Annotated in this window: 11 protein-coding genes and 1 pseudogene; 2 read left to right on the top strand and 10 right to left on the bottom strand. The window is 62.3% G+C overall.

Annotated elements, in window-relative coordinates:
- Positions 1 to 292: 292 nt before the first annotated feature.
- The 7 genes and pseudogenes from QNJ43_RS20895 to QNJ43_RS20925 all read right to left on the bottom strand — a co-directional run bounded on the left by QNJ43_RS20895 (position 293) and on the right by QNJ43_RS20925 (position 7,865).
- Positions 293 to 649 (bottom strand): YbaN family protein, encoded by a 357-nt coding sequence (locus tag QNJ43_RS20895; RefSeq protein ID WP_300472707.1) that lies wholly within the window; start codon positions 647 to 649, stop codon positions 293 to 295.
- Between the two features lie 118 nt (positions 650 to 767).
- Positions 768 to 2,738, bottom strand: a complete 1,971-nt coding sequence (locus QNJ43_RS20900) for a MacB family efflux pump subunit (RefSeq protein ID WP_300472709.1) — start codon at positions 2,736 to 2,738, stop codon at positions 768 to 770.
- A gap of 2 nt (positions 2,739 to 2,740) precedes the next feature.
- Positions 2,741 to 3,961: an efflux RND transporter periplasmic adaptor subunit gene (locus QNJ43_RS20905; protein ID WP_300472711.1), complete on the bottom strand. Its 1,221-nt coding sequence runs from the start codon at positions 3,959 to 3,961 to the stop codon at positions 2,741 to 2,743.
- Complete coding sequence (locus QNJ43_RS20910) at positions 3,962 to 4,420, bottom strand: TolC family protein (RefSeq protein ID WP_300472713.1); 459 nt, start codon at positions 4,418 to 4,420, stop codon at positions 3,962 to 3,964. It lies immediately after the preceding gene.
- A 77-nt stretch (positions 4,421 to 4,497) separates the two neighbouring features.
- A complete protein-coding gene (locus QNJ43_RS20915) occupies positions 4,498 to 4,896 on the bottom strand; it encodes a hypothetical protein (protein ID WP_300472715.1) in 399 nt (132 codons plus the stop codon).
- Between the two features lie 184 nt (positions 4,897 to 5,080).
- A pseudogene (locus QNJ43_RS20920) lies at positions 5,081 to 7,275 on the bottom strand (efflux RND transporter permease subunit); the annotation flags it as partial.
- A 143-nt stretch (positions 7,276 to 7,418) separates the two neighbouring features.
- Complete coding sequence (locus QNJ43_RS20925; RefSeq protein ID WP_300472717.1) at positions 7,419 to 7,865, bottom strand: hypothetical protein; 447 nt, start codon at positions 7,863 to 7,865, stop codon at positions 7,419 to 7,421.
- 104 nt (positions 7,866 to 7,969) lie between these two features.
- On the opposite strand from QNJ43_RS20925, the gene QNJ43_RS20930 reads away from it, so the two are divergent.
- On the top strand, positions 7,970 to 8,377 hold the full coding sequence (locus tag QNJ43_RS20930; protein ID WP_300472719.1) for a hypothetical protein: 408 nt from the start codon (positions 7,970 to 7,972) through the stop codon (positions 8,375 to 8,377).
- Positions 8,377 to 8,712, top strand: a complete 336-nt coding sequence (locus QNJ43_RS20935) for a molybdopterin dinucleotide binding domain-containing protein (RefSeq protein ID WP_300472722.1) — start codon at positions 8,377 to 8,379, stop codon at positions 8,710 to 8,712. The genes QNJ43_RS20930 and QNJ43_RS20935 overlap by 1 nt, the downstream gene beginning before the upstream one ends.
- Before the next feature lie 302 nt (positions 8,713 to 9,014).
- On the opposite strand, the gene QNJ43_RS20940 is transcribed toward QNJ43_RS20935, so the two are convergent.
- The 3 genes from QNJ43_RS20940 to QNJ43_RS20950 all read right to left on the bottom strand — a co-directional run.
- Positions 9,015 to 9,617 carry a cytochrome b/b6 domain-containing protein gene (locus QNJ43_RS20940; RefSeq protein WP_300472730.1) on the bottom strand — a complete coding sequence of 201 codons (603 nt, stop codon included), beginning with the start codon at positions 9,615 to 9,617 and terminating at the stop codon, positions 9,015 to 9,017.
- 15 nt (positions 9,618 to 9,632) lie between these two features.
- Positions 9,633 to 10,250, bottom strand: a complete 618-nt coding sequence (locus tag QNJ43_RS20945) for a hypothetical protein (protein ID WP_300472724.1) — start codon at positions 10,248 to 10,250, stop codon at positions 9,633 to 9,635.
- Between the two features lie 33 nt (positions 10,251 to 10,283).
- A partial coding sequence (locus tag QNJ43_RS20950) for a hypothetical protein (protein WP_300472726.1) occupies positions 10,284 to 10,527 on the bottom strand: 244 nt, incomplete at its 5' end.

Genomic DNA, 10,527 nt, shown 5'->3' on the forward strand with positions numbered 1-10,527 from the left:
AAATTCCGGGCCACATGATACACCCTTGGTATTTATGCGCAAAATGACTTTGCGGAAGATCTTTTAGGCGTGGCTCACGACGATGACAGGGGGCTTTCCCACGAGGTGGCGGACGATTCTTCGGGTGGCCCATCCTTCGAAACGCCGTCTGACGACGGTTCCTGACGGTTCCTCAGGATGACGTTATCGTGGTGTTGGTTTTGAAGACCCCATCAACATACACAACGTCATCCTGAGGAGCGGTCATGGACCGCGTCTCGAAGGATGGGCCACCGCAAAAATCCCCCTCCCCTCACGCCGAGGGGCGCGTGAAGACGTAGGCGAGGCCGGAAAGCATCAGCAGGGCGACGGCCAGGGTGAGGAGAAGGCCCGGTTCGGAGTCGAAGTAGAACAGAACAAATCCGAGGCTCGTTCCAGCAAGCGCCAGCCATTTGGCGCGCGCGGAAATGGCGCCGCGTTCGCGCCAGTCGCGCAAGGTCGAGCCGAAATGGCTGTGGTCGAGAAGCCAGGCCTCAAGGCGCGGCGAGGACCGCGTGAAGCAGGCTGCCGCGAGGATCAGGAAGGGCGTGGTCGGCAGCACGGGCAGGAAGATGCCGAGGAAACCAAGCCCGACGAAACCCAGCCCGAGTGCCAGAAAGAGCCCGCGCATCCTACCTCCGCTTCTTGCCAATGCCGCGCCAGAGCCCGCAGCCTCCCACCAATCCACCCCATATGGGATCTTTCGGCGCCCGGGAAAGCGTCCCGACCGCTTTTCGCATGCTTCCGTCTCAGTCGCGCGACAGCGCCACCACCGGATCGAGCCGCGAGGCATTGCGCGCCGGCAGGAAGCCGAAGGCGATGCCGATCAGGCTCGACGACAGGAACGCCGCGACGATCGACGAGGTTGAATAGACCAGACTGAAGCTAGATCCGAGCAGGCTGAACAGATAGCCGAAGCCCAGTGCCGTGCCGATGCCGAGAACGCCGCCGATCAGGCAGACGAGAACCGCCTCGATCAGGAACTGCTGGAGAATGTCGGAGCGCCGCGCGCCCACAGCCATGCGCACGCCGATCTCGCTGACGCGTTCGAACACGGAGACCAGCATGATGTTCATCACGCCGATGCCGCCGACCATCAGCGAGATCACAGCAATGGCCGCGATCAGCAGAGCGAGCGTCTGCGTCGTGCTGGTAATGGTCTCGCGGATATCGTCGGTGTTCAGGATGAAGAAATCCTTGGTCCCGTGGCGCTGGGTGAGGAAGGAAGTGACAAGCTGTTCGGCCATGTCCGTATCGGTGTCCTCAGCCACGCGCACGGTGATCGAGCGCAGGGTCTGGTCGCCGAGGAAACGGGCCTGAACCGTGGTGTAAGGCAGATAGATCGAAAGACGGTTGCTCGCACCGAAACCGCCCTGCTGCTGTTCGGTAACGCCAATGATGCGGCAAAAGACGTTGCCGACCAGGATCACTCGGCCGATGGGGCTTCCCTCCTCGTCAGCGAAAAGCGTCTTGCGCGTGTTCTCATCGATGACGGTTTCCTGGGTGATGTCGCGCACCGCATCCGCATCGAAGAAGCTGCCTTGCGCGAGCTTCGTCTCCTTGGCCTCGAAATATTGCGCGCCGACGCCGTTGATCTGTGCGTTGGCCTCCGTCGCCCCGAAACGCACCGTGTCGGTGGTGGTAACCGTCGGCGTGACGGCGGCCACGTAGGGCTGCTTGGCGAGTTGATTGGCGTCGGAGACGACGAGCGTCGTGATCTTGCCGGATCGGGTATCGCCGAAATCCTTGCCCGGAAAGATTTCCAGCGTGTTGGTGCCGAGGCTGGAGATGTTGGCGAGCACCTTCTGCTGCGAACCGGTGCCAAGCGCGACCACTGAGACCACCGAGGCGATGCCGATGATAATGCCAAGCATGGTCAGGAAGGTTCTGACCTTGTGCGCGTTCATCGAGCGCAGCGCCATCTTGAAGGCTTCGCGGAACCGGTCCACCTGGGCACGCCAGGAGGAGATACGCTGAAAACCATTGCGCTCCTCGGCAGGTGCCGAGCCCTTGCGCTCCTTGTCACCGGCAGGCGCCGTGCGCTCGTCGGAGACGATGCGGCCGTCGGAAATCTCGATCGTGCGTTCGGCTTCCGCCGCCACGCTCGGATCGTGGGTGACGATGATCACCGTCTTGCCGGCATCGTGCAGCTCGCACAGGATCCGCAGCACTTCCTCGGAGGAATGAGTATCGAGCGCGCCGGTCGGCTCGTCGGCGAGAATGACGTCGGCACCGTTCATCATGGCGCGTGCGATGGAAACGCGCTGCTGCTGGCCGCCGGAAAGCTGGCCGGGACGATGGTCGAGGCGTTCCGACATGCCCAGCCGACCGAGCAAAGCGGCCGCCCGCGCCTGCCGCGGCCCCGGCGCCATGCCCGCATAGATCGCCGGGATCTCGGTATTGGAAAGCGCGTTCAGTTCCGACAGCAGATGATAGCGCTGGAAGATGAAGCCGAAATGCTCGCGCCGCAGCGCGGCCAGTTCGTCCGGTTCAAGCTGGGAAGTCTCACGCCCAGAAATGAGGTAACTACCCGCAGAAAGACGGTCGAGACAGCCCAGAATGTTCATCAGCGTCGACTTGCCCGAGCCGGACGCACCGATGATGGCGACGAATTCGCCCGCCTCGATGGTCAGGTCGACGTCGTCGAGCACCGTCAGCATGCCCTCGCCCGCGGGGAACTGCCGAACGAGCTTGTTGAGCTGGATAAGCGGCTCAGCCATGGCTAGAGCCCCATCGGCGGCGGGCCACGATGCTGCGACGAGCTCGACGTATCGCTCGCGCTGAGCTGACCCGACACCACCCTTTCACCTTCCTTGAGGCCGGATTTCACCTCTGCGGTGATCTTGTCGTTGAGGCCGATTTCCACGGTTCTGGCGGAGATATTTCCGTCCACCCCCAGAACGCTCACGGTGTAGCTGCCGTCGGCCTTGCGCGCGCCGAGCGCGGAGGCGGGAATGGTAAGCACGTCCTTGGCCTGACCGAGAACGATATGCACCTCCGCGGTCATGTAGGTGCGCAGCTTTCCGTCCTTGTTGGGGACGTTGAAGATGCCGTTGTAATAGATCGCTTCGGACGAACTCGACGAGGAGGAGGAGGACGTGATCTGGCTGTCGCTGGTGATCGACTCCCGAGCAGGCTCGATGGATTCCAGCGTCGCGTCATAGCGCGTGTCGGGATCGCCCAGAATGGTGAAGTAGACCGGCTGGCCCGGCGTCACGTTGACGATGTCGGCCTCGGAAATCTCCGCGCGCACGGTCATGGTGTCGAGCTGGCCGAGAATGACGATGGTCGGCGTCGACTGCGAGGCGTTGACGGTCTGACCCTCCTGACTGGAGATCCACAGAACCGTGCCGTCGATGGGGGCGGTGATCTTGGTGTAGTCGAGATCGGCCTGGGCATCCTCGACCGCGACCTCGGCCTCCACGATTTCCGCATCCAGCGCATCGATCTGTGCCTCGGCGGTTTTCACGTCGGCTTCCGCGCTGTCGAAATCGGCCTGGGAGACGGCGTTCTGCACCACCATGCGACGCTGACGGTCGAGCGTCTGCTTGGCGAGTGCGAGGCTCGCCTCCTTCTCCACCTTCTGCGCCTTGACGTTGGCGAGCGTCGCCTGGGCGGTACGCAGGGCATATTGCTGGGTGATGGAATCGATCTTGGCGACGAGCGAGCCCTTCTTGATCCGCTGCCCCAGTGTCACCTTCAGCGAGGTGATGCGGCCGGACACCTGCGCGCCCACGGCGACCAGCTTGACAGGCTTCAAAAGCCCCGTCGCCAGCACGCTTTCCTCCACATCGCCGCGGGAAACCGCCGCCGTGATGATCCTGGGCTGTTCGTCAGTGAACAAGCTGTCTCGAAAAAGGTAGGCCTCACCGGCTGCGACCAGCAGCAAACAGGCCACGATAAGCAGGCGTCCCCGGATCCGGCTCTTTCGAATTGTCGTCATTCACTCTGCCTGAAAACACAACTGACGAGATGCCCGACGGTTGGCGCCGAAAATGTCGAGCTCCCAGCTTGCATCGAAACCGGCATCGAACAGATTGCTGACCGTGCCGCCGCCGCTGTCGGTATACGTGGAGCTCTTGAAACGCGTGCCGGAGGCGGAGCCGTCCAGCGTCGGGAAGAGTGCGCCGGTCGCGGCACGGTAGCTTGCCCGCGCCTCGCGAATGCGCGCCTTGGCGGTCGCGACATTGAGATTGCCATCCACGGCTTCCTTGACCAGATCATCGAGGATCGGATCGTTGAGCCGGGTCCACCAATTCTCGAGCTCGGGGATCTTCTCCGAATGGGTCTTGCCCGCATGCGCCCACTTGGAGGGCAGCATCAGATTGGGAATTTGGTAGTCGGGACCGACTGCACAACCCGCCAGCAACGAAAACGAAAGCGCGGCACTGAGACAGCGCATCCCTGCCCTTAGGGAAGGGAAAGTACGGCCATTGCCGGAGGACTGGGGGTCCGCCGGGGCGCAAGAAATCTCTACGGTCATTCAGAGCACTCTGCAGTTGCGGCCGAGCGCTGACGTCCCGTCATCTCGGCATGCGGGAATGGTATCGAACTTAGCAATCCGCGGGTCATACGGTCCGCCACGCTCACCGCGTTTGCGAATCGCATACCGATATCCTGCGTGCGGATCAATCCCGGCCCCGCCGCGGGAATCACCGCCTGCCGTACGATATCGGCGCGGAAATTCGGGTCGAGGTCCTCTCCAACCAGAGCCATCGAAGGTCTCGCCCCTCTGATCGCATACTCGATATTAACCTGTGTTTCACGCTTTTCGAGCAAAACAAAGGTGCAGCCACCGTGAGTCGCTGCCTTCGCCACCAGATTAGCCTCAGAACGCGGCAAGGCAACCGGACCGACGGTCACGGGCGCTTGTGCCATTTTTCATCCCCCACGCCAAGCCCGCCCCTTTCGGAAGCGTTTACGATCGAACAGGTTCCGCCGCACTTAACGATAAAGCGGACCAGATTCTCAAGATCGGCAAGCCATCTAGTCCACCCGACCCAAAGGCTCAGCTTTCATCGAAAAACCGCGCACTTTTCAATGAGAATCACGTCCCCTGCCCCTATGCAGGCTCGTCTTGCGCCGGAGTTTCCTCCGGTTCCTTCAGCCGGTAGCACGCGACATAAAGCGCAGGCACGAAGAGAAGCGTGATCAGCGTTCCCGCGATGATGCCGCCCATCATCGCATAGGCCATCGGTCCCCAGAAAACCTCACGCGCGATCGGAATGAGCGCCAGCGAAGCGGCGGCCGCGTCAGCAGGATCGGGCGTGCACGCATCTGACTGGCGCGGAAGACCGCGTTCCAGGGATCCAGGCCCTCGTCGTTCAGAATGCCGATCTGGTGCACCAGAATGACGGAGTTGCGGATCAGGATACCGATCAGCGCAAGCACGCCCAGAATGGCGCCAAAGCCGAGCGGAGCCCCACTCGACACGATCTTGAGAACAGGCCCCTGACTGTCGACGCTCGATTCAACCGAACCGCCCGCTTCCACGCTGTAGCCTTCGGGAAGAGAGACGGCGAACGCCGTAATGGCGGGTTCGAGATCGGACACGATCGTAGCGGGCTGCGTATCTCCCTCGACCGCGGCGGAGACGGTGATGGTGGGGGTGCGCGAGCGCGTGTAGAGTATCGGATCCTCGTAGCCGTAGCCGTAACTCACCAGACTGGCGAGCGGAATGGACTTGCCCTGCGCATTGGTGAGTTGAAGGTTCTCGATCGCATCGATGGAATCGCGGTCGGACTTGCGCCCGCGTGCGACCACGTCGATGAGGTAGATGTCGTCGCGCACCTGGGTGACGGTGACGCCGTCAAGCACCTGATTGAGGGTGGAGGCGATAGCCTCGGAGCTGACGCCGAGCTGGCGGGCCTTGTCCTGCAGGATCTTCACCTGCAGCACGCGGGCAGGTTCGTTCCAGTTCATCACGATCTTGCTGAGCCGGTCATCCTTGCCCAGAAGAGCGGCCAGATCGCGGGCCCTGGAGCGCACCGTCTCAATATCCGGTCCGCCGAGGCGATATTGCACAGGGTGGCCGACGGGCGGGCCCAATTCCAGCGTCTTGATGTAGATGTCGGAGCCATAGAGGCTCTTGTCGGCGAAAGCCTCCAGCCGCTTTCTCACCCGCGCGCGCGCGGCCAGGCTCTTGGTGACGATCACCACCTGACCGAAGAACGGATTGGAGGGCTGAATGTCGTAGACGAAGATGAACCTGACGGCAGAGCGCCCGACATACGAACTCCAGTGATCGATGTCTTCGTCGTCTCCGAGCGTCGCCTCCAGCGCATCCATCTGCGCCTTCGTCTCCGCGATGGTGGAGTTGTGGCGCAGCGTGAAATCGACCACCAGTTCCAACCTGTCGGAGGAGGGGAAGAACTGCTGCTGCACGAGTTGCATGCCGAGGACGGACACCGCAAACAGCGCGACGGTGATCGCGATCGTGGTGTAGCGCCAGCGCATCGCCATCTTCAGCAGGGAAGAGAAGAACCGGCGCACCCGTGACGGCGTCTCATCGTACTTTTTCATGGAGGTGGGCAGGAACACGACGCCGAGAAGCGGTGAGAACAGCACCGCGACGATCCACGACAGAAGCAGCGCCAGCGCGAACACCTGGAAGAGCGAGAAGGTGTATTCGCCCGCCATCGATGCGTTGAAGCCGATGGGCAGGAAGCCAGCCACCGTCACCAACGTGCCGGTAAGCATGGGAAAGGCGATGGAGGTCCAGGCAAAGCTCGCCGCGGACTTGCGGTCGTCGCCCGCCTCAAGTCGCGACACCATGGTCTCGATAGCGATCATCGCATCGTCGACCAGAAGGCCGAGCGTGATGATCAGCGCGCCCAGCGACACGCGCTGGAGATCGATGTTCATGATGTCCATGCCGACGAAGGAGATCGCCAGCACCAGCGGGATGGACAGCGCGACGACCAGTCCGGCGCGCAGGCCCAGCGAGATGAAGCTGACGACGAGCACGATCGCCACCGCCTCGAACAGCGCGCGGGTAAACCCGCCGACGACTTCCTCCACCACCGTCGACTGATCCGCCACCTCATGCACGGAAACGCCGACGGGAAGCGTTGCCTCGATGCGCGCCATTTCCGCCTTCAGCTCCTTGCCGAAGTCGAGAATGTTGCTGCCCGACTTCATGCCGATGGCAAGCCCGATCGCCGGTTTGCCGTCATAGCGGAAGAGTTCACTCGGCGGGTTCTCGTAGCCCTGCGTGATGGTGGCGACATCACTCAGGCGGAAGAAACGGAAAAGACGGCCGAATGGGCCGCCGAGATCACCAACATTCCGGCCGACAAGATCGAGGAACTGGCCCGCAAGATGGTGGCCAAGCGCACCACGATCGCCGGCGGCAGGTCGACCCAACGCCAGCATCACGATGAGCAACCACCCTGGGCTCTCTACTCACGCTTGCGGCCATGCTCAGCGAAATCGGCCAGCCCGGCGGCGGCATCACCTTCGGCCTGCACTATGCCGATGACGGCCAACCGGCCACGCAGATGCCGAAAATGGCGAGCTTCTCTCCGGGCAAGAACCCGGTGAAGACGATCTTCCCGATCGCCTCCTTCGTGGATGCCTGGCTTAATCCCGGCAAGCAGCTGCCCTACAAGGATCAGGTCTTCACCTATCCCGACATCCAGTTCGTCTACATCTCCGGCGGCAACCAGTTCACGCACCACCAAGACACGAACCGCGTCATCAAGGCTTTCCAGAAGCCGGAAGCGATCGTCGTCCAGGATCCGTGGTGGACGCCCATGGTGCGCTTTGCCGATATCGTGCTGCCGGCGGCCAGCGATCTGGAACGCGACGATCTCGGTCAGATTGCCAACATCATCTTCGCCTGCCACGCGGTGGTCGAACCGCAGCACAAGCCCCGCACGGACTTCGCGACATCTTCACCGAGCTTGCCGGACGGACGGGCGACGAGAAGGCCTTTACCGATGGCAAGACCGTGGTCGAATGGTGCCAGGAATTCTATGACGGGGCTCGCGTACAGTCGAAGGCGGTCGAGATGCCCGAATTCGACGAGTTCTGGAACGGCGAAGGCATCATCGAGTTCCCGGCGGGCAAGGGCGACAAGGTCATGCTCTCCGAGTTCCGCGAGGATCCGCTGCTCAACCCGCTGGGGACGGCGACGGGCCTTCTGGGAATCACCTCGCCCTACATCAAGAAACTCGCCATCGAGGACTGCCCGGCCCATCCGACCTGGATGGAACCCGTGGAATGGCGCGGCAGCCCACAGGCGGACAAGTATCCGCTCCACCTCATGTCGCCGCATCCACCGCACCGCCTGCATTCGCAGATGGACAACACGGTGGCCGGTGACACCTACAAGGTGGATGGCCCCGCGAACCGGTGATGATCAACACCAAGGACACAGCCGACCGTGGTATCGCCAACGGCGACGTGGTGCACTTGTTCAACTCCCGCGGTCAGGCGCTGGCCGCTGCGGTGGTGATGGACAACATCACGCAAGGAACCGTCGTGCTCCACGAGGGTGCCTGGTACGACCCGCAGGAGTCGGGCGAGATCGGCACGTTCGACAAGGAAGGGTCGCCCAACACGCTGACCCTCGACGTGCCGCTGACCTCCGGCTACGCCCAGGCAACGATCGCCGAAACGGCCATCGTACAGGTGGAAAAATACGCGGAAGCCGCCCCGAAGATGACGGCCTATACGTCGCCGGAAGCCTGATCGATCCCCCTCGGAGGCGGCCACTGGTCGCCTCCTGCATGGGCAGAACATGAGAGAGGCCCCGGGTGCGTCCGGGGCCTCTTTTCGTTTGCAGATCCGTGCGGGGTCCGGAGCAAGTGGCCGATCCTTCGAGACGGGCCTCCTAGCCCTCCTCAGGATGACGTTGTGGGGTGACTGGCTCCGGGAATTCTCAACACAACAACGTCATCCTGAGGAGGCCGCGTCAGCGGCCGTCTCGAAGGATCAGCGCTTGTGCCGCACTCTCCCCGCGCCTACCCCTTCAAGCGATGCGGTTCGTCAGCCTACAGGTAGGCTTCTTCCTCCGGCGAGAGATCCACCTTTTCCACGCCGGTCACCATCGGGCGCAGGTGCTCGAAGAAGTGGCCCACGATCAGCAGGTAGACGTGGATGACCACGAAGCTTGCGATCAGATAACCGGAGACGAGGTGGAGGCTGGCGATCATTTCCAGCCTCCAGGAGGCGGCCGGTGCCGTCTGCCAGAAATCGTAGGTGAGATAGGCGATGCCCGTCACCCACATGACAGGGAAGAGCACCAGCTTCAGCGACAGATAGGCCAGGATCTGCAAGGGATTGTGCTTGCGCCAATAGACCTTGTGATAGGGATGCGGCTCGCACTTGAAGACGCCGTAGCCGTAGAAGCGCACCATCTGCCAAAGGCCGGTGAGGCTCGGCACGTAATGCTTCCAGCTTCCCGTCGTCAGGTGCCAGAAGATCGCGAAGATCCACAGCACGATCAGCGTCAGCGCGGCGATCGTGTGCAGCGTCACCGCCTGGCCGAAATACAGCACGTGACGGAACCCGTGCAGACCGAGCCCGGAAAACATCAGCGTGAAGATCAGGAGCGCCTGCGTCCAGTGCCAGAACCGCTCGAAACGTGAATAGATGCTGACACAAGCCGTTCAGCTATGACCCTTGCTCCTCCCGCACCGCACTGCACGCACGGCCATATGTCCCAGAATGCCGGCGAGCACGAACAGGAAGATCGCCAGTCCGAACTTCGTCGCCGGCGACAGCGGATCGGCGCCGGGGATGTAGACCCCGTCGATCCCCGCCAGACGCCCGCCCGGCGAGTGGTATTCACCGCACTTCACCGCATCCTTTGCGGGTGCAACCATGTGGGTGATCGGCCAATACATGTGCGTGTCGACGAAATCGAACTCACCCGAATAGGCGCACCGACATAGTCCATCGACGCCCGCCTGACGCGCCGCATCGAAGGGCGCCATGGTCGGAGTCTGGAAGAGAACCTCCAAGACGGCATCGCCGAACAGGGACACAGGCCTCGGCAGCGGTCTGCGTTCCAGATCCTCAGTCCCCACCCTGTCCCGGTCGGAATAGGCAATGACCCGGCCGGTATCGCTCAGGATGAAGGCGGTCCCCGTCCCGGCATCGAGTGCTTCGACCATTTCACTCAACGCATCGGTGGAAACGGTCGCGATCAGCGTGGCCTTGATCTCTCCGTTCCTCACCAGCGGAGCACTGACATTGGCGAAGACGCCGTGTTCGTTCACCACCATCGGCCCCCAGATGGGGCCGGAGGTGACGTCGAATTACGGCTGTTTGTACGGGCCTCTTATGCGGCTATGCGACTTCTGCCACGAGATTACCCGCAGCTTTCCGTTCGTCCCCTTCACAACGCCGAATTCGCCCCGACCAGGAACGGTTACAATCAGCCTTTCGGTTGCGAGCACAGAGGCCAGAGATGCCGCCAGCGCCGTCATCAGGATACCGCGGTCGTCCAAGTCCACATCGGATTCGCCATAGAGCGTCTGCAGCGCGCCGACGGCGGCAGCA

This window comes from Breoghania sp. (assembly GCF_030066895.1).
Classification (GTDB): Bacteria; Pseudomonadota; Alphaproteobacteria; order Rhizobiales; family Stappiaceae; genus Breoghania.

Bases quoted from the DNA above. Each gene is read 5' to 3' on its own strand.
- QNJ43_RS20910 (WP_300472713.1), bottom strand. From the start codon at position 4,420: ATGCGCTGTCTCAGTGCCGCGCTTTCGTTTTCGTTGCTGGCGGGTTGT.
- QNJ43_RS20915 (WP_300472715.1), bottom strand. From the start codon at position 4,896: ATGGCACAAGCGCCCGTGACCGTCGGTCCGGTTGCCTTGCCGCGTTCT.
- QNJ43_RS20945 (WP_300472724.1), bottom strand. From the start codon at position 10,250: ATGGTGGTGAACGAACACGGCGTCTTCGCCAATGTCAGTGCTCCGCTG.
- QNJ43_RS20935 (WP_300472722.1), top strand. From the start codon at position 8,377: ATGATCAACACCAAGGACACAGCCGACCGTGGTATCGCCAACGGCGAC.
- QNJ43_RS20895 (WP_300472707.1), bottom strand. From the start codon at position 649: ATGCGCGGGCTCTTTCTGGCACTCGGGCTGGGTTTCGTCGGGCTTGGT.
- QNJ43_RS20900 (WP_300472709.1), bottom strand. From the start codon at position 2,738: ATGGCTGAGCCGCTTATCCAGCTCAACAAGCTCGTTCGGCAGTTCCCC.
- QNJ43_RS20905 (WP_300472711.1), bottom strand. From the start codon at position 3,961: ATGACGACAATTCGAAAGAGCCGGATCCGGGGACGCCTGCTTATCGTG.